Source organism: Sedimentitalea sediminis (genome assembly GCF_042687825.1).
Lineage (GTDB): Bacteria > Pseudomonadota > Alphaproteobacteria > Rhodobacterales > Rhodobacteraceae > Sedimentitalea.
Genome location: NZ_JBHUQE010000026.1, coordinates 16,118 through 36,622, shown reverse-complemented (window position 1 = coordinate 36,622; position 20,505 = coordinate 16,118). Strand labels below are relative to the sequence as shown.

Genomic DNA, 20,505 nt, shown 5'->3' with positions numbered 1-20,505 from the left:
AAGCTGATCTCTTCACGCGCTAGGCGGTCAGCCCGGTCGGCTCCGGCAGGCCGTTGGCGCGGCAACAGGCCGTCAGCGTGTTGGCCAGCAGGCAGGCGATGGTCATCGGCCCCACGCCGCCCGGCACCGGCGTGATCGCCCCGGCCACGGCGGCGCAGCTGTCGAAATCGGCATCGCCGACCAGACGCGTGCCGCCCTCGGGTTTTTCGATTCGGTTGATGCCCACGTCGATCACCGTGGCGCCGGGCTTGATCCAGTCGCCCAGCACCATCCGCGGCCGTCCGACGGCGGCCACGACGATATCGGCACGGCGCACGACATCGGGCAGATCCTTGGTGCGGCTATGCGCGATGGTCACCGTGCAGCTGTCGCCCAACAGCAGCTGCGCCATCGGTTTGCCGACGATGTTGGACCGTCCGATCACCACCGCATCCAGCCCAGACAGCGATCCGTGATGGTCGCGCAGCATCATCAGGCAACCCAGCGGCGTGCAGGGCACCATCGCCTTTTGTCCAGTGCCCAGCAACCCGACATTGCTGATGTGAAACCCGTCGACATCCTTGGCCGGCGCGATCGCGTTAATCACCATGTCTTCATTCATGTGATCGGGCAGAGGCAATTGCACCAGGATGCCGTGAATGCTGTCATCGGAATTCAGGTCCTGGATCAGCGCCAGCAGGTCGGCCTCGGGTGTGGCCGCGTCCAGCTTGTGCTCGACCGATTTCATCCCGACCTCGACAGTCATCTTGCCTTTGGAGCGCACATAGACCTGGCTGGCGGGATCCTCGCCCACCAGCACCACGGCCAGGCCGGGTGTGATCGCATGCACCTCTTTCAGCTGCGCGACCTGCTCGGCCACCTGACCGCGCACCCGGGCCGCAAAGGCCTTGCCGTCGAGGATCGTTGCTGCCATCTTCGTCTTCCTTTTCGCTCGGGGTCCGTCGACCCGGCCAGTTCAAGTCTCGCGAATGGTTCGCGCTTCGCGGGCAATCGACCAGTCCACCAGGACCCGCCAAAGAGCATCGGCCAGGACCGGATCCAGCCCCTCGGCCTGCGCCGCGGCCCGGGCATTGCCAATCACCTGCTCGACCCGCTCGGGGATGCGCGCCGGCAGATCATTGGCCAATTTCAACTGAACGGCCCGGTCGATATACCCGGCCCGTTTCGCCAACAGCCGCACCAGATCCACGTCCAGCCGGTCGATCTGGCGGCGCAGATCGGCCATGTCAGCGCAGTCGGCGGGGGGTTTTGGCTGTGTCATCACGTACTCCTGCGGCCCGGGCGGTTCCCGGGCAGCAGATCGCGCATTTCGCGGCCTAGAACAAGCCCTCGATCTGGCCCGCGTCATTCAGCCGGATCGCTTCGGCGGACGGAACCCGCGGCAAGCCCGGCATGGTCATGATTTCGCCGCAGACCACCACCACGAAACCGGCCCCCGCGCTCAGGCGCACTTCGCGCACCGGCACCGAATGGCCGGTCGGCGCGCCACGCAGGTTGGGGTCGGTGGAAAAGGAATACTGTGTCTTGGCCATGCAGATCGGCAATTCGCCATAGCCCTGCTCTTCCCAAAGGCGCAGCTGGTCGCGGATCTTCTTGTCGGCCAGAACTTCGTCGGCGCGATAGATACGCTTTGCGATGGCCTCGATCTTTTCGAACAGCGGCAGGTCGTCGCGATAGAGCGGCGCGAACTGGCTGACACCGCTGTCGGCAATCTGCGCCACGCGCGTCGCCAGTTCGGCAGCGCCCTCGCCGCCCAGTTCCCAGTGCCGGCTGACGATGGCCTCGGCCCCCTGGCTGGCGACATAATCCTTGACCGCGGCCACTTCGGCCTCGGTGTCGTTGACGAAATGGTTGATCGCCACCACGACCGGCACGCCAAAGCTTTTCAGGTTGCCGATATGGCGCCCCAAGTTGGCGCAGCCGTCGTTGACCGCATCGACATTCTCGGCCCCCAGGTCGGCCTTGGCGACGCCGCCATTCATCTTCATCGCCCGCACGGTGGCCACCAGCACCACGCAATCGGGCGCCAGCCCGGCCTTGCGGCACTTGATGTTCATGAATTTCTCGGCTCCCAGATCGGCACCGAAACCCGCCTCGGTCACGACGTAATCCGCCACTTTCAGCGCGGTCTGGGTGGCGATCACACTGTTGCAGCCATGGGCGATGTTGGCAAAGGGACCGCCATGCACAAAGGCCGGATTGTTTTCCAGGGTCTGCACCAGGTTGGGCTGCATCGCGTCCTTCAAGAGCACGGTCATCGCGCCCTCGGCCTTGATGTCGCGGCAATAGACCGGGCTGCGGTCGCGACGATAGGCCACGATCATGTCGCCCAGACGCTTTTCCAGGTCCTTGAGGTTGTTGGCCAGGCACAGGATCGCCATCACTTCGGAGGCCACGGTGATGTCGAACCCGCCCTCGCGCGGAAAGCCGTTGGCCACGCCGCCCAGACTGCAGGTGATCTGGCGCAGGGCGCGGTCGTTCATGTCCACGACACGGCGCCACTGAACCCGGCGGATGTCGATCTCGGCGTCATTGCCCCAATAGATGTGATTGTCGATCATCGCGCTGAGCAGGCTGTGGGCGCTGGTGATGGCATGGAAATCACCGGTGAAATGCAGGTTCATGTCCTCCATCGGCACGATCTGGGCATAGCCACCGCCGGCGGCGCCGCCTTTCATGCCAAAGTTCGGCCCCAGCGAGGCTTCGCGGATGCAGACCGCAGCCTTTTTTCCGATGCGGTTCAGCCCGTCGCCCAGCCCGACGGTGGTGGTGGTCTTGCCCTCGCCCGCGGGGGTCGGGTTGATCGCGGTGACCAGGATCAGCTTGCCGTTCGCGTTGCCCTGCACCGAGTCGATGAATTTCTGGCTGATCTTGGCCTTGTCATGACCATAGGGCAGCAGATCCTCGGACCCGATCCCCAGTTTCTGGCCGATTTCCTGAATCGGCTTTTTCTTCGCTTCGCGGGCGATTTCGATGTCGGTCTTGTGGCTCATGGTCCCGATCCCGGCTGAGTTTCCCTGTCAATAGACGCGGCGGTGCCGAATCCTGCTGTTTCCATACCTGTCAGGCTCTGCAGCGCGCGTAAAGATTACGACATTTTCTGCACGTGAAGCGGCGTCGCTATACGTCGGGCAGGGTTATCGGAAACCAAGGGTCGGCGTTCAGGGCGCCCAGGGCCGCTGATCCGGCAGGAACAGCCGCAACCGGTCGCCCAGCTTTATCGTCCCCGGGCGTTCGACCCATGCGGTGACACCGCGCCGATCCGCCGCCGCCGGTTTGAACAGCTTGCCATGCCCCGGCGCCTCGGCCTCGATCTCGCGGCCGGGAAAGACGCAGGGGCCGTTCTCCAGATCGACCGTCAACACCGCCCCGGATGGCGCCTGTAATCGCGTCGCGGGCGGGATATGCGAGAAATCCGCGATCCCGCGCACGACCATCGTCGCCCCGATCAGGGCAGGATCGAGCGTAGCAAGCTCCATGTCGGCGGCGATCATGTCGAGCTCTTCGGCCGACAAAAGGCTCAGCTGCCGCGTGTTTCTGATCGTCGTACCCTTGGTGTAGAGATCGGTCACCCGCGCGCAGGACGGCCGCGTCAAACCCTCGTGCCGCTCACCGGCAAGGCCCTCAAACTGCAGATCCAGCGATTGCCGGGGTTCGGCCCGCAAATTGCCACTGTCCGCGGGCACCAGCCCGAGCCAGGTGATTTCCGCGAAAAGTTCGGTTTTCTTCAACCCCGCCATGCGTCCCCCGCCGGTTTGCCGAATGTCGCCTCAGGATACGCGAAAGCCTGCGCACCACCAGCCGAAACGCACGAAAAACCCGGAACACCCTTGGTGCTCCGGGTCAATTCATCATTCTCGTGGCCAGTTCAGGCGCTCGGTTCGGGCTCCATCTCGCCATCGGGCGGCGATTTCTTGGGCTTGGTCTTGGGAATCGCCGTAACGCTGGGAGCGCTGCCCTGATCCGAGGTGTCGTCGCCATCGTCATCCGCCTGCGGCGGATCGCCGGCCATCACCCGTTTGATCTCGTCGCCGGTCAGGGTCTCGTATTCCAGCAGACCCTGCGCCAGCCGTTCCCATTCCTCGGATTTCTCCTGCAGGATCGAATAGGCGCGATCATAGGCTTCCTCGATAAAGCGTTTGACCTCTTCCTCGATCAGTTCCTTGGTGTGGGCCGAGACCGAAAAGCCCGGGGTCTGGCCGGAATAGCCCTCATGCGCCTCGGCATAGTCGATATTGCCGACCTTGTCGGACATGCCCCACCGCAGCACCATCGCACGGGCCAGCGCGCTGGCCTGCTGGATGTCACCCGCAGGACCGTTGCTGACATTGCCTTCGCCCCATTTCAGGATCTCGGCGGCCTTGCCGGCCATGGTCATCGCCAGTTTCTGTTCGCATTCGGACTTGTGCCAGTTCAGCCGGTCGATTTCCGGCAACGAGACCACCATGCCCAGCGCACCGCCGCGCGGAATGATCGTGGCCTTGTAGACCGGGTCGCAATCCGGCAGGGCCATGCCCACCACCGCGTGGCCGGCCTCGTGATAGGCGGTCTTTTCCTTCTGCTCGGCGGTCAGCACCATCGAGCGGCGCTCGGCGCCCATCATCACCTTGTCCTTGGCGTTCTCGAAATCTTCCATGGTGACGAACCGCCGCCCGACCCGGGCCGCCATCAGCGCGGCCTCGTTCACCAGGTTGGCCAGGTCCGCGCCGGAAAAGCCGGGGGTGCCGCGGGCGATGATGCGCAGATCGACATCCGGCCCCAGCGGCGTCTTGCGCGCATGCACGGCCAGAATCTTTTCCCGGCCCTTGATGTCCGGATTGGCCACGGTCACCTGCCGGTCGAACCGGCCCGGACGCAGCAGCGCCGGATCCAGAACGTCCTTGCGGTTGGTCGCGGCCAGAATGATCACGCCCTCGTTGGCCTCGAACCCGTCCATTTCGACCAGGAGCTGGTTCAGGGTCTGTTCGCGCTCGTCATTGCCGCCGCCATAGCCGGCGCCGCGATGCCGACCCACGGCGTCGATCTCGTCGATGAAAACGATGCAGGGCGCGTTCTTTTTGGCCTGTTCGAACATGTCGCGCACCCGGCTGGCGCCAACGCCGACGAACATCTCGACGAAATCCGAACCTGAAATGGTAAAGAACGGCACGCCAGCCTCGCCCGCAATCGCGCGCGCCAGCAGCGTCTTACCGGTGCCCGGCGGACCCACCAGCAGCGCACCCTTGGGAATCTTGCCGCCCAGACGGCTGAATTTCTGCGGGTTGCGCAGGAATTCGACGATCTCTTCCAGCTCTTCCTTGGCCTCGTCGATGCCGGCCACATCGTCAAAGGTGACGCGGCCGTGTTTCTCGGTCAGCATCTTGGCCTTGGACTTGCCAAACCCCATGGCGCCGCCCTTGCCGCCACCCTGCATGCGGTTCATGAAATAGACCCACACCCCGATCAACAGCAGGAACGGCAACAGCGTGATCAGAAAGGACTGGAAACCGGATTGCTCTTGTTTTTCAGCCCGCACCGGGATGTTGTTGTCAATCAGCAAATCGGTGATCGCGGCATCCTCGGGCTTGATGGTCACGTAGTCGACCCCGTCAGAGCCGCGGAACCGGACCTGTTCGCCGTCCAGCGTGACCTGGCTGACCTCGCCCTCTTCAACCGAGGCGACGAACTGCGAATACGGCAGTTCGCGGCTTTGCATCGTGCCACCACCGCCGCTGAACAGGTTGAACAACGCGAGAATGAGCAGGAACAAAACAACCCAAAAGGCGATATTTCGTGCATTTCCCAAGGGGATTCTCCTAGATACAGGGCCGGATCTGTCACGGCCCCCTTGTCTCATAAAATAGAGAGGAAATGCGCAGGTTCAATGCGATAATAACGAGAGAATGAACGGGTCGCTGCCCGGCAGAAGACGAATGTGCCAGCCCTGCGCACGGCCCGCCATCGGTGCAGCCACCAATTCCGTGCCCAACCACAGGGCCGGGCTGGCCAGCAAGGCTGCGCGGGGACGTCCGGTTGCCCGCCAGTCCGGGCATTGCGCCAGCCCTTTCTCGCCCAGCGCCGCCAGGTCCATTCCGGCCGCCGGTTTCCCTTGCAGCCGCCACCGCCGATCCCAGGCCTCGTCCGCCGGTACGCGCAGGGACCGTACCGCCGCGAATTCGCGGCACACCCGCACCGCCTGTCTGTCGCTCAGCACCAGACAGCCGCCCAGTGTTGCGCTGCGACCGCTTCGGGCGGCAGCCAGTGCCGCCAGCAGCGCACCACGCCGCGGCGGATATGCGGCGCCGCCGATCCAGGTGATGGCGTGCACCAGCAGGCGCCGGGCGATTTCGCCGGGCAGCGCGTGAAAACCCTGCGCCTCAATGACCAGATCGCCGCCATCGATGCGGGCCAGTTCGCGCCCCGCGCGGGCGGTGCAATGATCCAGGGCGTCCGCTGCCCGCTGCATGTTCTGCGCCACGCCTGACAGAGCCTCGGCGGTCAGGCCCAGCGGCGCCAGGGATTGCAGCGCCGCCCGCATGCGAATGCGGTCGAACCGGGCATCGTCATTGCTGGGATCCTCGGCCCATTGAATGCCCTGATCGCGCAGATAGCTGCGCAACCGGGTCCGGCGCAGTCCCAGCAACGGCCGCACCAATGTCAGCCCCTGCATCGACCGGCGCACCGGCATCGCCTGCAACCCGTCAACGCCCGCGGACCGCGCCAGACGCAACAGCAGCGTTTCGGCCTGATCGTCCATCGTGTGACCCAGGGCAACCGTGCCGATCTGCTGGCTGCCCGCCCAGTCCGCCAGCAACCGATGTCGCGCCTTGCGGGCCTGATCTTGCAGGTTTCCGCTGCCGTCCCAACCGGACCAGCGCAGCGTCGCATGCGGAATGTTCAACCGGTGCGCCAGATCGGCCACAAGCCGCGCTTCGGTGGCCGCCTCGGGGCGCAGGCCGTGATCGATGCTGGCGCAGAACAGGGAAACGGTTTCGGGTTCGAAACACCGGGACAACAGATGCAACAGCGCCATCGAGTCGCCGCCACCGGACACCGCCACCCCCAGCCGCTGCGGCGGTCGGGGACCAAAAACCGCCCGGACCTGCGCCAGAATGTCGCCGTCGGGCCCGGTCAAGAGCAGCCCAGGGTGTCCATTTCCTGCTGTGCCCGGGTCACCGCGGCGGCGGCGGGGAACCGCGCCGCGACCTCGCCCAGGGTGACGCAGGCCTGTTCGGTCTGTCCCAGCCTGCCCAGTGCCGCGCCCAGCTCGTACAGCGCATCGGGCGCGTCGGCCCCAACGGGATCGCCACTGAAGCTGGCCAGATAGGCGCGCGCGGCCTCGCGCGTGTCGCCCAGCGCATCCAGCGCGCGCCCGCGGTTCAGTTCCGCCCGGGCCGACAGCGGGCTGCCGGGATAATTGCTGTTGAATTGCGCAAACAGCTCTGCCGCGCCAGCGTGATCGCCCGCCTCCAGCGCCTTCGCCGCCGTCTGGAAATCGGCCTCTTCGCCGATGGCCAGTTCGCCGCTGCCGGTCTCGGCCGGGGCGACCGGCGGCGCGACCGCCACGGCCGCCGGGGCAGTCTCTGCCGGGATGTTGCCGCCCAGGGTCGTGGTCTCGCCCAGTTTGCTGACGTCGCCGCCTTCCAGTTCGACCAGACGGAATTCCAGATCGCCGATCCGGTTGGTGCCGTCGGTCACCACCCGGTCGATCCGGTTTTCCAGCTGTTCCGAGCGGGCCGTCAGGCGCTGCAATTCGGTCTCGATCGCCGCCACCCGGTCCAGCACGCTGGCGCCACCGGACAGGGTCGCCCCCGAGGTCCCGGTCGTGGACAATTCGCGCTTGAGCTTTTGCACCTCGACATAGAGCACCGTCAGTTCCTGGCGGATATCGGCCAGGGTCTGCTGATCCTGCGCGCTCGCCGCGCCCGGTCCAAAGGCCAGAAAGCCGACCACTGCCGCCGCCGCGATGCGCATCGCCCCGCGCCGCATCTCAGCCCGTCAGCCCGACGGACAGCACCGTCACGGCGCGGCGGTTGCGGGCATAGCAGGCTTCTTCGCTGCAGATTTCGATGGGGCGTTCCTTGCCGTAGCTGACCGTCTTGAGCCGGTTGCCGGCCACGCCGCGCGAAATCAGGTATTCCCGCGCCGCATTGGCCCGGCGCGCGCCCAGCGCAAGGTTGTATTCCCGCGTGCCCTGCTCGTCGGCATGCCCCTCGATCACCGCATTGTAATCGGCGTTGCTCATCAGCCACTGCGCCTGGGCGTTCAGAACGCTTTGGCCTTCGGGCGAGATCGTCGCCTGATCGACGGCGAACAGCACCCGGTCGCCGACCGCCTGCTGGAAATAGGCGACCGAGGTCGGATCCGACACCGAACCAGCGGCCCCGGCACTGCCCGGCCCGCCGCTGCCAGCGGCACCGAAACGCGAGATATCGTTGCAGGCCGCCAGTGCCAGCACCGCCCCGATCATCAGGAATTTTGTCATGGATTTCATGCCGTGTGCCTCGCCTGTCTCGTCTTGTTAAGGTCTATTACCATAGCTGGATCCCCTTGTGAACGCGCGCCGCGCGCGGCTATTGCTGCAATGGCGACCAGGATGGGTCCGAGGCCCCGTCCGGGGTGCGCACGGGGCGCAGATTGCGCCCGGTGATGTCCACCGAATACAGCGAGGCCCGGCCACTGGCGCCCTGGGTTTCGCGCGCGAACATGATCACCCGGCCATTGGGCGCCCAGGTTGGCCCCTCGTCCAGGAACGACGCGGTCAGCAACCGTTCTTCGCTGCCATCCACGCGCATCACGCCGATATGGAATCGCCCCTTGTTCTGCTTGGTAAAAGCGATCAGATCGCCCCGGGGCGACCAGACCGGCGTGCCATAGCGCCCCTGACCGAAGCTGATCCGCTGCGCCTCGCCGCCGTTGGCCGGCATGACATAGAGTTGCTGGCTGCCCGAGCGGTCGCTTTCAAACACGATCTGGCGGCCGTCCGGCGAATAGCTGGGGGCGGTTTCGATCGACGGGGCCTGGGTCAGCCGGGTCTGGGCACCGCTGGCAATGTCCAGCGTATACAGATCGGTGTTGCCGCCCTGTTCCAGCGAAAACACCACCGTGCGCCCATCCGGGGCAAAGCGGGGCGCAAAGCTCATCGTGCCCTCGGTCTGTTCCAGGACCCGGCGCTGGATCCGGCCGACATCCAGCACATAGATGCGCGGAAAGCCGCTTTCATAACTGGTATAGAGCACCCGGTCGCCGGTGGGCGAAAACCGCGGCGCCAGCACGATGCTGGTACTGTCGGTCAGGTACTGCACGTTGGCGCCATCGTAGTCCATGATCGCCAGCCGCTTGCGCCGCTCGCCCTTTGGGCCGGATTCGCTGACGAACACCACCCGGCTGTCGAAATAACCGCCCTCGCCAGTGATCCGGCTGTATACCTCGTCTGCCACCTTGTGCGCCATGCGCCGCCAGCCCTGCAACGAACCGACGAATTGCAACCCGGTGCCCAGCTCGGCGCCGGAAAACACGTCATAGACGCGGAACTGCACCGTCAGTTTGCCGCCCGCCACCGACACGGCGCCGGTGATCAGCGCCTGGGCGTTGACGGCTTTCCAGTCGGCATATTGCACGGGCGCCGCGAAATCGGTGATCTGGCCGATATGGGCGCTGGCGGGGATTTCTCGAAACAGGCCGGTGCCGGTCAGATCCGCCGCGATCACCTGGGTCAACTGCGCCGCCTGGGCCGCCGCGTCCGGCCTGTCGGGCACGAACACGGGCACGGCGAAAGGCAGAGGTTCTATCACGCCCTCGGTGATCTCGATGCGCAAGGGGCCGGTCTGCGCCGCCAGCGGAGCGGAAAGCAGGGTTGCACCGGTCAGCAGGGCCGCCAGAATTCTGATCATTTGATCCGCATCCTTTCGGGGTTGAAGGTCATCTCGATATCACGCCAGTGGCCGTATTTTTCGGGCGGCAGGGCAAATCCCCTGGCCCCGCAACGCATGATCGCCCGCCGTGCCGCGGCAAAGGCATCGCGCGCCGACGCGGGGGTTCCACCGGACTGCGACAACATCCGGATCGAAGAGGACACCGGCTTGCCATCCGGGGTCAGGGCCACCGCGACCACCACCGTCGTCGCCAGCGCGTCGGTGGACAGCGACCCGACATTCCAGCATTGCGACACAGCGACCCGCAGCGCGTCCTTTTCACCGGCTGACAGCGGCGGACCAACAGGTGCCTCCGCGGCCGACGCCTCGCCGGCCAGCGCTTCGGCCAGAGCGGCATTGACCGCGTTCGCGGTATCTGGGGCGGGCCTCTGCGGGGCCGGCGCCGCCGCCTTTGCGGGCGCCGGTCGCTGGCGAGGCGGGCGCGGCGAGCGCAGCGGCGCCAGGCTGGCCACCTTGTCGACTTCGGTGACGATCTGGTCGCTGGCCTCCTCGGGGGCCGTGGCCTGCTGCGGAGCCTGCTGCGCCTCGGCGCCGGGGGCTGTGCCGATTTCCGGCTGTTCGACCGCATCCGGCTTGGCGGGCTCGGGCGGTTTGGCCACCGGGTCGGGCGCGACCCGTTCCACCGGACGCAGCGCCGGCGGCGGCACCACCGTGACCTCGGGATTGGTCACCGGATCGGGCTGCGGGGCCGGCTCGGGTTGCGCGTCCGCTTGCGGATCGGGTACCGGATCCGGCCGGGCCACCGGTTCGGGCGATTCGGCGGACGCGGCCGGCGGCGTCGGGGTCTCGGGCCGACGCGGCGCGCTGAGGGCGGCAAACTCCTCTGGCGAGATCACCGACACCTCATGCACCTGAAAAGGCAGGGGTTCGCTGCGGAATGCACCGCCGAACACCGCCGCAGCGATCAGCAGGACATGGGCGATACCCGAGATTTTGGTGCCGGTTTGCAAACCGCCGCCTCACTGCCTGTCGGCATCCAGAGTCGGCCCGCCGACATCCGTCACCAGGCCCACATTGGAAAATCCGCCGGCGTTCAATGCGCCCATCACCTGCATCACGCTTTCATAGGGAATGCTGCCATCGGCGCGCAGAAACACCCGGTCGCTGTCGCGTTCTGCCGAAATCGCACGCAGCTTGTTGACCAGTTCGCTGCGGTCAGTGGGCGTGGTCTGTATCTGCACCTCGCCCGAAGCGGTGATGGTCACGGTCAGCGGTTCCTCGGAATCCGACGGCAGCGCGTTGGCCGCCGTTTTGGGCAATTGCACCGGCACCCCGACGGTCAGCAGCGGTGCCGCCACCATGAAAATGATCAGCAGCACCAACATCACGTCGACAAACGGCGTCACGTTGATCTCGGACATCGGCCGCGCCCGGCCCCGACCGCGCCGCCGCCGGCGTTCGCCGTTGTCGCCCTGCTGAACTGCCGCGCCCACGGCTCAGCTGTCCAGCTGACGCGACAGGATGGTCGCGAATTCGTCGGCAAAGGCTTCGTAGCCGGCAACGATCCGGTCGCTGTCGGCGCTGAGCTTGTTATAGAAGATCACCGCCGGGATCGCCGCCAGCAGGCCCAGTCCGGTGGCCAGCAGCGCCTCGGCAATGCCCGGCGCCACCACGGCCAGGTTGGTGTTCTGCTGCTCGGCGATCTCGATAAAGGCATTCATGATGCCCCAAACCGTGCCGAACAGCCCGACGAACGGCGCCGTCGAGCCGACGGTCGCCAGCACCGGCAGCCCCTTTTGCAGCGACTCGGATTCCTTGTTGATCGCCACGTCCATACTGCGGTCGATGCGCGATTGCGCGCCGGCGATCAACCCGCCATCCTGACGGTGACTGCGCCGCCACTCGGTCATGCCGGCGGCGAAAATCTTTTCCGAACTGCCGTCGGGCTGCACGCCGATCTCTTCGAACAACCCGTCCAGTGGCTCGCCCGACCAGAAGGCGCGGTCGAATATGTCGGCTTCGGCGCGGGCAGCGCGATAGGCGATCAGTTTCTGGATAATGATCGACCAGGACCAGAACGAGGCCACGATCAGCAGGATCATCACCAGTTTCACGGTAAAGGTGGCGCGCGCGAAAAGGCCCCACAACGAGAAATCAATCTCCTGCGCCAACGCCAGGGTTTCTGCTTCCATGTGCCTGCTCTTTGTTCGCGACCGGTGCGGTCCGGTCTTTTGATTGCGGCGAATCTATCGCAGATCGCCGGGAATTGCCAATAGAACCGCCGATCACTTCTGCATCACGTCAGCGATGCGCGAATCTCCGCTGGCAACCGCACCGGCTGCCCGGCGGCGGACATGCAGACCACCGTCACGACGGCGCGGAACACCGGCGTTTCGCCACGCAGCACCACCTGATCCAGCACCAGCCGCGCCGGCGACAACCGCTGCACGGCGGTTTCAACCACCAGTTCGTCATCCAGTTTGGCCGTGGCCAGATAGTCGGCCTCGATCCGGCGCACGACAAAGACCAGCCCGGCCGCGCGCATGGCATTCTGGTCGCTGCCCAGCCGGCGCACCCAGTCGCTGCGGGCGCGTTCGATATAGCGCAGGTAGTTGGCGTGATAGACGATACCGCCCATATCGGTGTCTTCGTAATAGACGCGCAGCGGGAACCGATGGCTCATGACGCGGTGCCCATCCGCGCGAACAGCCGCAGGGCATGCGAGGCGTCCTGTGCCGCGACCGGCAGCACCGGGTCATAGGCGGCCCGGATCAGCCCGGCGATATCGGGCCGCAGGATCACAGTGTCCTGCGCCATCGCCAGCGGCGACCGTTCGGCAAAGGCGCGGTCCGACCACAACAGCATCGTCTGCACCACCTGGCCCAGCGCCAGCGTCTCGGCCGGCTGCCGCGCCAGATCACCCTGCATCCGCAGAAAGACAAAAGCCGCCTTGATCGCGCCGTCCCGATCAAAGCGGAACACCCGGTACTGGCTGGCATCTGCCGATTTCAGCCGCGCCACCAGCGGACCGAGATCCGGCACCAGCCGGTCCAGATCGGGCACTTCGGTCAATTCCTCCCAGTTGCGAAAAAAGAACAGCATGCAATTGCTGCCCAGTTCCGGGTCGGTCTCGGCCATCTGGTGCCCGGCCAGCGCGCAAACCGCCTGAAACGCGCCCTTGATCACCGGCAGGGTCTGGTCCTTGACCCCGAACACGATGGGAACGATGGGCCGGCCCCATCGGGCAAAGGCGAAACCGCCGTCGCTGCGGGTGAAATGCGCCTCGATCTCTTCCGGTGTCACGCGCCCTTTTCCTCTTGCCAGAAATATCCCCGCCGGAGGCTATAGATTCTGCAGAGCAAGGGTTCAACCGAACAGATCGGTCTGACCCTTTGGCGCCGCCATGCCCAGATGATCCCAGGCCTTGTGCGCCAGCATGCGGCCCCGCGGTGTGCGCTGGATCAGCCCCATTTGCAGCAGATAGGGTTCGATCACGTCCTCCAGCGAATCCCGGCTTTCGCTCAGCGCGGCGGACAGGGTTTCGATGCCCACCGGGCCGCCGTGATAATTCTCGGCGATCAGGCGCAGATAGCGCCGGTCGGCCCCGTCCAGACCCAGATGATCGACGCCCAGCCGGGTCAGCGCGCCATCGGCCAGATCGCGTGTGATGCTGCCGTCGCCCTCGACCACGGCGAAATCCACCACCCGGCGCAACAGCCGGCCGGCGATGCGGGGCGTGCCACGTGCCCGCCGGGCGATCTCGCGCGCACCGCCGGTATCGGCGGGCGCATTCAGCTTGCGGGCGTTGCGGGTGACGATCTCGTGCAACTCGTCCACGGTATAGAATTGCAGCCGGGTCGGAATGCCGAACCGGTCGCGCAGCGGCGTCGTCAACAGCCCCATCCGCGTCGTCGCCCCAACCAGCGTAAAGGGCTGCAATTCGATGCGTACCGTACGCGCCGCCGGCCCTTCGCCGATCACCAGATCCAGCTCGAAATCCTCGAGCGCCGGATACAGCACCTCTTCGACCGCCGGGTTCAGACGATGGATCTCGTCGATGAACAGCACGTCCCGGTTTTCCAGATTGGTCAGGATCGCGGCCAGATCGCCGGCCTTGGCCAGCACCGGGCCGCTGGTCATCCTGAAATTCACCCCCAGTTCCCGCGCCATGATCTGCGCCAGCGTGGTCTTGCCCAGGCCGGGCGGGCCGTGAAACAGGGTGTGATCCATCGCTTCGCCGCGACGCCGGGCGGATTCGATAAAGATCTTGAGATTGGCGCGCGCCTCGGCCTGTCCGATGAATTCATCCAGCGCCTGCGGCCGCAGCGCCCTGTCATTATCTTCGGGCAGCGGATCGGGACGCATGGTCGGATCGGTTTCCATCATTTCAGCTCTCCAGCCGCATCACCCCGCAGCGGCGCTGCGGGTGCCTCGTCTAGCCTTTCGGCGCCAACAGTTTCAGGGCGGCCCGTATCAGATCGGCCTCGTGTGCACCGGGCATCGCGCCGGCGGCCTCGGCCACCGCCGCCGCCGCATCGGCAGGCGCATAACCCAGATTGGACAGGGCCGACAGCGCATCCGCCTGCGCCGAAATGTCGGTCTGGCCCACGGCCGTGCCCGGTCCGGGCGCGACAGACGGCACCGGCTCGATCACATCGGCCTCGGGCACGGGCTCGGGTATGTTTCTCGTCCGGGCGCCGGCCATCGCCATCACGTCGGGCGCCTTGTCCTTGAGATCCAGAACCACCCGCTGCGCCGTCTTGGGGCCGATGCCCTTGGCGACCGTTACGCTTTTCCAGTCGCCCAGCGCGATCGCCCGGCCCACGCCGTCGGCGCCAAGCGCGCCAAGAATCGCCAGCGAGGCCTTGGCCCCCACGCCCTGTACGCTCATCAGCAGCCGGTGCCATTCCTTTTCCATCAGGCTGGGAAAGCCGAAAAGCTGCATCAGATCCTCGCGCACCAGCAGATCGGTGAACAGCGAAACCGCCTCGCCCGGCCCTGGCAGCGCGGCCAGCGTGCGATCCGAGCAATGCACGATATAGCCAACCCCCTGAACGTCGATCAGAATGTGATCGCTGCCGCGATATTCCAGCCGACCCCGCAACCGCCCGATCATGCCCGCGCCTCGCGCAGGGTTGTCGCGGCTGCGGCGCTATAGAACGCGTGGCACATGGCGATCGCCAGCGCGTCGGCAGCATCCGGCCCGGCCGGTTCGCAACCCGGCAGTTGCAACCGTACCATGTGCAGCACTTGCGCCTTGTCCGCGTGCCCGACACCCACCACGGTCTTTTTCACCCGGTTGGGTGCATATTCGCCGACCGGCAGACCCGCCTGAGCCGGCACCAGCAGCGCAATACCTCGCGCCTGGCCCAGCTTGAGCGTGCCGGCGCCGTCCTTGTTGACAAAGGTCTGCTCGACTGCGGCAGACTCGGGCCGGTGCAAGCGTAGTACCTCGCCCAACTGGTCATAGAGCGACAACAACCGTACTGCCAGATCGCCTCCGTTGGACTTGATCTGGCCATTGGCGACATGGCGCAACCGCGATCCGTTCGAGTCGATCACGCCCCATCCCAGGGTCCGCAGCCCCGGATCGATGCCCAAAATTCGCATGCCTGCCCGTTCCTGCCTGTTTCGGTACGCTGCGCTCGATCTTTTGCAGCCATTTTGTTGCTTTTTTGATGCACTAGCACGAAACGCGAACATGGTCCATGAGTTTTGCAACACCGCCAGTATGCGACCTTGCTTGTCCGGTTGCGACATTCCGAGAAAATTGCGACATCTCCGGGTCGGAAAACGACACTGTCGCCATGCTATTTTCACCTGTTTTATTAGTAAGTTACAGACATTTTCTCCCATGCACATATTGCATGGAAACTATGCATTTTCCGCAGTTGTCCGGCGCCGGGCGCATCCGTATCTGCCCTCCGAAGCAACACAGAATCACGCCTGACACACGAACAGAGGACACACGGACATGGCTGCTATTGACACCACCCGCACCACTTACGGCTCGCTCGGCCATTCCGGCCGCATCGGCGCCTTTCTGACCAATCTGGGCGGCATGATTGCCGCATGGAACGATGCCCGCATGACCCGCAACGCCTTGTCGAGCCTGTCGGATCGCGAACTGGCAGATATCGGTCTGGAACGCGGCGACATCGACTCGGTTGCCCATGGAAAGATCCGTTTCTGAGGTCTTGACGGCCAGGGCCGCCGCCGAAACCGGCCCCGCGCGGCCCGGAACGAGTCGCCGGAACACCGACAGAAAGCCGCGCCCCCTCCGGGTACGCGGCTTTTGCTTGTCGCGGCCTTGCCGTTCGGACCGGCCGGCGCGCTAGCTTGCGACCATTCTGATCGAACGCGCAATCCAGCGGCTCAGAGGGTCCATCTGCATCAGCAGCGCCCCGCCCCTTTCGATCAGCACACCGTTCTGCGACCGGGCGACTGCGTCGCGATAGGAGTCTTCGCCCAGACCCGCCATCAGTCCGCCCTTGAACACGAAGAATGTCATCAAGATGACCGCGGCAAGACGGGTGGTGACACGCCAGGACGCTGGCCGTTTCATCCCGGCAATCAGACCGGCCGGAAGCATCCGCCCCGTCAGGCTTCGCGCGGCCGGTTGTCGCGTCGCCTCAAGCCGTTTCAGGCGCGCAAAAAAGTCGATCTGGCACTCGTTCATGACAGCCTCTTGGAACCGGCCCCCACCGGATTGAATCAATTTTTATCGATCAATTGTGGCGAAAAAGGGGCAGCCGTCCAAGATACAGACAATTTGCCGCTTATGCGGATCCTTTTTGAACGATCAGGGTCGTCCAGTCACCAATCTGCTCTCGTCCCACCAGATTGGTTTCGCATGCGGCATAAACCGCGATCACATCCTCGGCCTGTTCGTTCAGGATGCCGGACAGAATGGCATGGCCGCCCGCAGTCAGGCTGGCGATCAGATCCGGCGCCAGCGCCACCAGCGGACCTTTGAGGATATTGGCGAATATCAGATCATAGGGCGCCGCCGCGCGCAGATCGGGATGATCGAAGCCGGCGGCCTCGACGCAGGCGATGCGTCCCTGCAAGCCATTGGCCCGCAGATTGGCCTCGGCGACCTCGACCGCGACCTGGTCGATGTCGCTGGCCAGGATGGTGCCGTCCCAGACCCGTGCCGCCGCCATGGCCAGAACCGCCGTGCCGCAGCCGATATCGGCAACGCGTCTTGCCGCGACGCCCTGGCCGACAAGGTTTTCCAGCGCCCGCAGACAGCCCAGCGTGGTGCCATGATGCCCGGTGCCAAAGGCCATCGCCGCCTCGATCAGCAGCGGCTCGGCCCCGGCTGGCACCTTGTCGGCATCATGGCTGCCATAGACAAAGAACCGACCGGCCTGCACCGGCGCCAATTCGCGGCGCACATGCGCAACCCAGTCGGTTTCCGGCAGTTGCGAAACGACAAAGGGCTTGGCCTGAAACGCCGCCGCCAGCAGCGCCAGTGCCGTCGCTTCGGGTTCGCAATCAAAATAGCCGCCGACCTCCCACAGGCCCGAGCCGTCCTCGACTTCGAACACGCCGACGCCGGTGGGTTCCGGCTGCAACCGCTCCATCGCCGCGCCCAAAGCCTCGGCGGGTTTCTTGCCGGTCAACGTGGTGAGGGCGGTAAAGGTGGGCATCGGCGTCTCCTGCAAGGGTCGGCACGGGCCTAGGGCTGCGGCAGCCCAAGGTCAAGCGCGACCGGCGATGAACCCCGCATCCGGCCGGCAGCTATTCCGCCACGGCGGGCCAGCCACGGGCAAAGACCGTTTCGCGCCCCGGTTCCGGGTGGCGCGGGATCAGCAGCGACAGAGCCAGCGAGATCAGCGCCATGCCGGCGGCCAGCCCGAAAACCGCTGCCGGCGAGATCACCCACAACAGACCCAGCAGCACCGGCAGGAACACTGCCGCGATATGGTTGATGGTAAAGGCCACGGCGGCGGTGGGGGCGATATCGCCGGGATCGGCTATTTTCTGGAAATAGGTTTTCAGCGCCAGCGCCAGACCGAACAGGATGTGGTCGATCACATAGAGCGTCGCCGCCAGGAAGACGCCCCAGCCGAACCAGTAGACGCCACCATACATCAGGAACACCACGGCCAGCCCGACATATTCGCAGATCAGCGTCCGGCGCTCGCCGAAATGCCCGACCGCACGGCCCAGAAACGGCGCGGCGACCATGTTGACCACCAGGTTGATCAGGTAGAGTCCGGTCAGTTCATGCACCTGAAAGCCGAACCTTTCGACCATCATGAAGCCGGCAAAGACCATGAAAATCTGCCGCCGCGCCCCGGACATGAACTGCAGCGCATAATACAGCCAATAGCGGCGGCGCAGCACCATTTTCTTGATCTGCGGATGCGGCGCCTCGAATTGCGGAAAGGCGATCAGGCACAGCACGGCCATGCCAAAGGTCACCCCGCCCGCGGTCATGAACACCAGGTTATAGGTCAGCCCCAGCGGCTCCCACATCAGAACGATCAGCACATAGACCGCCAGCGTCACCGCCGAAGCCGCGCCCATGATCCACCCCAGAATCTGTGGCGCGCGCGCCTTGGGCAGCCATTGCAATTGCAGCGACTGGTTCACCGTCTCGAAATAGTGAAAGCCGATCGAACTGAGCAGGGTCAGGAACAGCAGCCCGCCGAGACTGGGAAACCAGGCGGTAAAGGCCGTGGCCAGACCCAGCATCGCCAGCGACACCAGCCCCAACACCTGTTCGCGCACGAACAGGATCAGGGCGATCACCCCGACGGCCAGAAAGCCGGGTATTTCACGCACCGTGTGCAACAGCCCGATATCGGCCCCGTCAAACTGCGCCATTTCGATGACGAAATTGTTCAAGAGCGCATACCAGGTATAGAACGCCACCGGCATCGTCATCGCCGTGACGAACAGCAAGGTCACCGGGCGCCGCCACAGCGGCAGGGTTCGCGCCTCGGCGATGGGGACGATATTTGCCATGTGAAGGGAATACGCCCGTCGCGCCGTTTTGGCGAGGGTTTTATCGCCTGCCTGACGGACACACACCGCCGCGCGGCCCGTCTGGTGGCGGAACGCCGGCCCCCGGCAGGGACGACCGGCGCAGGGCCGGCCCGACGCTACAGAACGCTGTCCAGCGTGATTTCGCGGCCATTAAAGGTAAAGCTGTCGCCTTCCTGCAGCCCGGCCATGGCCTTGTAGATCGGGCTTTGCGTGGAAATGCCCATATAGGTGACATCGTTGCACTGGAATTTCACCGTCGAGACCACGACGATGAAATGCCGGTTGTTGAACGAAACGATCGCCCCCGGACGCACCGTATCGGTCAGCGAAAAATCGGTGTTCTCGATGGCATCGATCTTGGCGCTGTGGGTGTGCACCGGATGGTCAAAGGCCGCGGCCAGATCGGCGTTTTCGCGGGCATCGGCAATATCGTCCTTGTCATGCGCCTCGCGGCCGTCCAACTGCGAGTCGCGCAGAAAGCTTTCGTAATGTGCCTTGGCGGCGGCCAGTTCCGCCTCTTCCAGCGACATCAGCTTTGCCTGTACCGCCTGTTTCAGGGCGGCGCGATCCTCGGTGTTGCTCAAAGGTTCATCTCCTTGTCGGATGGGTTGACCTACGGTGCTTTGCGATGCCGCCGGATGCAAACGGTTTTCTTGCCCCGGGGCGGCGAAAATCCGGGCGATTGCCGGGTGTGCCGGATTGCGCCGCCTGCCCCGTCACAACCGTGTCAGCGCCATGCCGGACAGGATCAGCACCGCCGCCAGCGCCTTGGCCCGATCCATGCGGTCGCCAAAGCCCAGCCAGCCGATCAGCACCGCGAACAGGATCGAGGTTTCACGCAGCGCTGCCACCAGCGCGATCGGCGCCTGCGTCATCGCCCAGACCGCGATCGCATAGGCGCCATACGAGGCCACCGCCGCCAGGCTGCCGCGCAGCCAGTCCCCGCGGCTGGCCCGCAACACATCCCGCCCCCGCAGCGCCAGGCACAGCGGCGTGAACAGGGCCGCATCCAGGGTGAACAGCCAGGCGACATACAGGACCGCGTCGCCCGCCACCCGCGCGCCCAGCCCATCGACCAGGGAATAGCCCGCTGTCATCAGCGCCGAACCCAGCGCCAGCGGCACCAATCGCCGGGATTCGCCGTTGGCAAACGCGCCGCGCGCCATGACCGCGATGCCGGTGCCCAGAACGAAGATACCGACATATTCCAGCGGCGCGATCACGTCGGCAAGCGCCGCCGCGCTGAACCCGGTCACCAGCATCGGCGCCGCCCCGCGGGCGATCGGATAGACCCGGCTGAGGTCGCCCTGTTCATAGGCAAAGGCCAGAAACAGCTTGTAACCGGCGTGAAACAGCCCCGAGAACAGCAGCCACCGCCAGACCTCGCCCGTGGGCCAGGGCAAGGTCAGCGCAATGCCAAACCCGATACCGCCCTGCACCAGCGTCAGGATCAGCATGCCGGTCATCTTCGAGCTGCCGTTCTTGATCAGCGCATTCCACAGGGCGTGCAGAAAGGCTGCGAACAGAACCGACAGGAAAACAAAGAGACTCAAGGCACGCTGTCCGATCCGTATGCACTGAGTGCATTTGCGCAGCCCGGATCGCCAAGGTCAACGCCGCGCCGCCGGCAACGGACCCGACAGGCCCGGAA

General features: G+C 65.2%; 23 protein-coding genes. 1 reads left to right on the top strand and 22 read right to left on the bottom strand.

Annotated elements, in window-relative coordinates; genetic code table 11:
* Positions 1 to 19 precede the first annotated feature (19 nt).
* The 17 genes from folD to ruvC all read right to left on the bottom strand — a co-directional run bounded on the left by folD (position 20) and on the right by ruvC (position 15,464).
* Positions 20 to 913, bottom strand: coding sequence for a bifunctional methylenetetrahydrofolate dehydrogenase/methenyltetrahydrofolate cyclohydrolase FolD (gene folD, locus ACFMPD_RS15760; protein WP_380996470.1), 894 nt, complete (start codon positions 911 to 913; stop codon positions 20 to 22).
* 42 nt (positions 914 to 955) lie between these two features.
* On the bottom strand, positions 956 to 1,261 hold the full coding sequence (locus tag ACFMPD_RS15755; RefSeq protein ID WP_380996468.1) for a chorismate mutase: 306 nt from the start codon (positions 1,259 to 1,261) through the stop codon (positions 956 to 958).
* 55 nt (positions 1,262 to 1,316) lie between these two features.
* Positions 1,317 to 2,993, bottom strand: a complete 1,677-nt coding sequence (locus tag ACFMPD_RS15750) for a formate--tetrahydrofolate ligase (protein WP_380996465.1) — start codon at positions 2,991 to 2,993, stop codon at positions 1,317 to 1,319.
* 168 nt (positions 2,994 to 3,161) lie between these two features.
* Positions 3,162 to 3,740 (bottom strand): MOSC domain-containing protein, encoded by a 579-nt coding sequence (locus ACFMPD_RS15745; protein WP_380996463.1) that lies wholly within the window; start codon positions 3,738 to 3,740, stop codon positions 3,162 to 3,164.
* Between the two features lie 128 nt (positions 3,741 to 3,868).
* On the bottom strand, positions 3,869 to 5,785 hold the full coding sequence (ftsH, locus tag ACFMPD_RS15740) for an ATP-dependent zinc metalloprotease FtsH (protein ID WP_380996460.1): 1,917 nt from the start codon (positions 5,783 to 5,785) through the stop codon (positions 3,869 to 3,871).
* Between the two features lie 75 nt (positions 5,786 to 5,860).
* Positions 5,861 to 7,114, bottom strand: a complete 1,254-nt coding sequence (gene tilS, locus ACFMPD_RS15735) for a tRNA lysidine(34) synthetase TilS (protein WP_380996458.1) — start codon at positions 7,112 to 7,114, stop codon at positions 5,861 to 5,863.
* Entirely contained in the window at positions 7,111 to 7,953 is an 843-nt protein-coding gene (gene ybgF, locus ACFMPD_RS15730) for a tol-pal system protein YbgF (RefSeq protein ID WP_380996456.1), read from the bottom strand. The genes tilS and ybgF overlap by 4 nt, the downstream gene beginning before the upstream one ends.
* 16 nt (positions 7,954 to 7,969) lie before the next feature.
* Positions 7,970 to 8,473, bottom strand: coding sequence for a peptidoglycan-associated lipoprotein Pal (gene pal / locus ACFMPD_RS15725; protein WP_380996453.1), 504 nt, complete (start codon positions 8,471 to 8,473; stop codon positions 7,970 to 7,972).
* 79 nt (positions 8,474 to 8,552) lie between these two features.
* Positions 8,553 to 9,872, bottom strand: a complete 1,320-nt coding sequence (tolB, locus tag ACFMPD_RS15720; protein WP_380996451.1) for a Tol-Pal system beta propeller repeat protein TolB — start codon at positions 9,870 to 9,872, stop codon at positions 8,553 to 8,555.
* Positions 9,869 to 10,864: an energy transducer TonB gene (locus tag ACFMPD_RS15715; RefSeq protein WP_380996448.1), complete on the bottom strand. Its 996-nt coding sequence runs from the start codon at positions 10,862 to 10,864 to the stop codon at positions 9,869 to 9,871. Before ACFMPD_RS15715 ends, tolB begins: the two co-directional genes overlap by 4 nt.
* A gap of 9 nt (positions 10,865 to 10,873) precedes the next feature.
* A complete protein-coding gene (tolR, locus tag ACFMPD_RS15710) occupies positions 10,874 to 11,347 on the bottom strand; it encodes a protein TolR (protein WP_380996446.1) in 474 nt (157 codons plus the stop codon).
* A 3-nt stretch (positions 11,348 to 11,350) separates the two neighbouring features.
* Positions 11,351 to 12,046 carry a protein TolQ gene (gene tolQ / locus ACFMPD_RS15705; protein WP_380996443.1) on the bottom strand — a complete coding sequence of 232 codons (696 nt, stop codon included), beginning with the start codon at positions 12,044 to 12,046 and terminating at the stop codon, positions 11,351 to 11,353.
* Positions 12,047 to 12,150: 104 nt separating this feature from the next.
* Positions 12,151 to 12,537 (bottom strand): tol-pal system-associated acyl-CoA thioesterase, encoded by a 387-nt coding sequence (gene ybgC / locus ACFMPD_RS15700; RefSeq protein ID WP_380996440.1) that lies wholly within the window; start codon positions 12,535 to 12,537, stop codon positions 12,151 to 12,153.
* Positions 12,534 to 13,157 carry a hypothetical protein gene (locus ACFMPD_RS15695; RefSeq protein ID WP_380996437.1) on the bottom strand — a complete coding sequence of 208 codons (624 nt, stop codon included), beginning with the start codon at positions 13,155 to 13,157 and terminating at the stop codon, positions 12,534 to 12,536. The genes ybgC and ACFMPD_RS15695 overlap by 4 nt, the downstream gene beginning before the upstream one ends.
* A 63-nt stretch (positions 13,158 to 13,220) precedes the next feature.
* Positions 13,221 to 14,240 carry a Holliday junction branch migration DNA helicase RuvB gene (gene ruvB, locus ACFMPD_RS15690; RefSeq protein ID WP_380996435.1) on the bottom strand — a complete coding sequence of 340 codons (1,020 nt, stop codon included), beginning with the start codon at positions 14,238 to 14,240 and terminating at the stop codon, positions 13,221 to 13,223.
* A 49-nt stretch (positions 14,241 to 14,289) separates the two neighbouring features.
* Complete coding sequence (gene ruvA / locus ACFMPD_RS15685) at positions 14,290 to 14,970, bottom strand: Holliday junction branch migration protein RuvA (RefSeq protein WP_380996432.1); 681 nt, start codon at positions 14,968 to 14,970, stop codon at positions 14,290 to 14,292.
* Positions 14,967 to 15,464 carry a crossover junction endodeoxyribonuclease RuvC gene (gene ruvC, locus ACFMPD_RS15680; protein ID WP_380996430.1) on the bottom strand — a complete coding sequence of 166 codons (498 nt, stop codon included), beginning with the start codon at positions 15,462 to 15,464 and terminating at the stop codon, positions 14,967 to 14,969. The genes ruvA and ruvC overlap by 4 nt, the downstream gene beginning before the upstream one ends.
* A 364-nt stretch (positions 15,465 to 15,828) precedes the next feature.
* On the opposite strand from ruvC, the gene ACFMPD_RS15675 reads away from it, so the two are divergent.
* On the top strand, positions 15,829 to 16,047 hold the full coding sequence (locus ACFMPD_RS15675; RefSeq protein ID WP_380996427.1) for a DUF1127 domain-containing protein: 219 nt from the start codon (positions 15,829 to 15,831) through the stop codon (positions 16,045 to 16,047).
* 141 nt (positions 16,048 to 16,188) lie between these two features.
* Here ACFMPD_RS15675 and ACFMPD_RS15670 read toward each other — a convergent pair whose 3' ends face one another.
* The 5 genes from ACFMPD_RS15670 to ACFMPD_RS15650 all read right to left on the bottom strand — a co-directional run bounded on the left by ACFMPD_RS15670 (position 16,189) and on the right by ACFMPD_RS15650 (position 20,407).
* Positions 16,189 to 16,533, bottom strand: coding sequence for a hypothetical protein (locus tag ACFMPD_RS15670; RefSeq protein WP_380996425.1), 345 nt, complete (start codon positions 16,531 to 16,533; stop codon positions 16,189 to 16,191).
* Between the two features lie 100 nt (positions 16,534 to 16,633).
* The gene (locus ACFMPD_RS15665) at positions 16,634 to 17,509 is read right to left on the bottom strand and encodes a 50S ribosomal protein L11 methyltransferase (protein ID WP_380996422.1); all 876 of its coding nucleotides are present in this window, start codon (positions 17,507 to 17,509) and stop codon (positions 16,634 to 16,636) included.
* A 91-nt stretch (positions 17,510 to 17,600) separates the two neighbouring features.
* The gene (locus ACFMPD_RS15660; protein WP_380996420.1) at positions 17,601 to 18,833 is read right to left on the bottom strand and encodes an MFS transporter; all 1,233 of its coding nucleotides are present in this window, start codon (positions 18,831 to 18,833) and stop codon (positions 17,601 to 17,603) included.
* A 137-nt stretch (positions 18,834 to 18,970) separates the two neighbouring features.
* A complete protein-coding gene (locus ACFMPD_RS15655) occupies positions 18,971 to 19,438 on the bottom strand; it encodes a hypothetical protein (RefSeq protein WP_380996417.1) in 468 nt (155 codons plus the stop codon).
* Between the two features lie 132 nt (positions 19,439 to 19,570).
* Positions 19,571 to 20,407 (bottom strand): EamA family transporter, encoded by an 837-nt coding sequence (locus ACFMPD_RS15650; RefSeq protein WP_380996414.1) that lies wholly within the window; start codon positions 20,405 to 20,407, stop codon positions 19,571 to 19,573.
* Between the last annotated feature and the right edge of the window lie 98 nt (positions 20,408 to 20,505).

What these genes read in the sequence shown, in the direction of transcription:
- ruvA (WP_380996432.1), bottom strand. Translation starts at nt 14,970, where the DNA reads ATGATCGGGCGGTTGCGGGGTCGGCTGGAATATCGCGGCAGCGATCAC.
- ACFMPD_RS15665 (WP_380996422.1), bottom strand. Translation starts at nt 17,509, where the DNA reads ATGCCCACCTTTACCGCCCTCACCACGTTGACCGGCAAGAAACCCGCC.
- pal (WP_380996453.1), bottom strand. Translation starts at nt 8,473, where the DNA reads ATGAAATCCATGACAAAATTCCTGATGATCGGGGCGGTGCTGGCACTG.
- ACFMPD_RS15670 (WP_380996425.1), bottom strand. Translation starts at nt 16,533, where the DNA reads ATGAACGAGTGCCAGATCGACTTTTTTGCGCGCCTGAAACGGCTTGAG.
- ACFMPD_RS15750 (WP_380996465.1), bottom strand. Translation starts at nt 2,993, where the DNA reads ATGAGCCACAAGACCGACATCGAAATCGCCCGCGAAGCGAAGAAAAAG.
- ACFMPD_RS15745 (WP_380996463.1), bottom strand. Translation starts at nt 3,740, where the DNA reads ATGGCGGGGTTGAAGAAAACCGAACTTTTCGCGGAAATCACCTGGCTC.
- ybgF (WP_380996456.1), bottom strand. Translation starts at nt 7,953, where the DNA reads ATGCGCATCGCGGCGGCGGCAGTGGTCGGCTTTCTGGCCTTTGGACCG.
- ruvC (WP_380996430.1), bottom strand. Translation starts at nt 15,464, where the DNA reads ATGCGAATTTTGGGCATCGATCCGGGGCTGCGGACCCTGGGATGGGGC.
- ruvB (WP_380996435.1), bottom strand. Translation starts at nt 14,240, where the DNA reads ATGATGGAAACCGATCCGACCATGCGTCCCGATCCGCTGCCCGAAGAT.
- ACFMPD_RS15675 (WP_380996427.1), top strand. Translation starts at nt 15,829, where the DNA reads ATGGCTGCTATTGACACCACCCGCACCACTTACGGCTCGCTCGGCCAT.
- folD (WP_380996470.1), bottom strand. Translation starts at nt 913, where the DNA reads ATGGCAGCAACGATCCTCGACGGCAAGGCCTTTGCGGCCCGGGTGCGC.
- tolB (WP_380996451.1), bottom strand. Translation starts at nt 9,872, where the DNA reads ATGATCAGAATTCTGGCGGCCCTGCTGACCGGTGCAACCCTGCTTTCC.
- tolQ (WP_380996443.1), bottom strand. Translation starts at nt 12,046, where the DNA reads ATGGAAGCAGAAACCCTGGCGTTGGCGCAGGAGATTGATTTCTCGTTG.
- ybgC (WP_380996440.1), bottom strand. Translation starts at nt 12,537, where the DNA reads ATGAGCCATCGGTTCCCGCTGCGCGTCTATTACGAAGACACCGATATG.
- ACFMPD_RS15660 (WP_380996420.1), bottom strand. Translation starts at nt 18,833, where the DNA reads ATGGCAAATATCGTCCCCATCGCCGAGGCGCGAACCCTGCCGCTGTGG.
- ACFMPD_RS15755 (WP_380996468.1), bottom strand. Translation starts at nt 1,261, where the DNA reads ATGACACAGCCAAAACCCCCCGCCGACTGCGCTGACATGGCCGATCTG.